This is a genomic window from Treponema sp. R6D11 (assembly GCF_054786075.1).
Genome location: NZ_BDHD01000740.1, coordinates 1 through 557, shown reverse-complemented (window position 1 = coordinate 557; position 557 = coordinate 1). Strand labels below are relative to the sequence as shown.

1 pseudogene is annotated in these 557 nt (G+C 54.2%); it reads right to left on the bottom strand.

The annotated features are described in order from the left end of the window. Nucleotides 1–167: 167 nt before the first annotated feature. A pseudogene (locus ACYVTD_RS15825) lies at nt 168–557 on the bottom strand (nuclear prelamin A recognition factor family protein); the annotation flags it as partial.

The window sequence follows — 557 nt, the reverse complement described above, 5'->3', positions numbered from 1 at the left end:
ACATCTAGCGCACCCGCCACGGCTACTACTGGATCATGTTAATAACTACAAGTGACCTTGCCCTTATGATCACACAGGCCCGCATCGAAATAAACGCTCTTCCCGCCGAGGCAGCGGACAGCCCCTTCGGTCCGTTCTCGGGCGCCGGCACAATTTTCGGCGTAACGGGCTTTTTCTGCCCAGTAACCCTTGATCATCGCGCCCATCATCTGCTGGGGCGATTTCGCGGTCGAGAAGTTGGGGATCATGTCGGTGTAGTATTTTTCCATGTAATCCACCCAAGACGGACAGCATGAAGTTATCAATGGAATTGAGCTTCCTTTTTCGCCGAGGCGTTTAACGAGTTCTGAGCCTTCTTCCATAATCGTAAGGTCGGCGGAGAAGTTCGTGTCAAAGACGGTCTTGAATCCCAAACGGCGCAAGGCAGCGTAGATTTTCTTTGTGAACACGGTTCCGGGGGGAAGGCCGAATTCTTCGGCTATCGCGACGCGGACGGCGGGGGCAATCTGCACAACGGGGTGCAGATCCTTGTTCTGAAGGGCGCTCCACACTTGTAC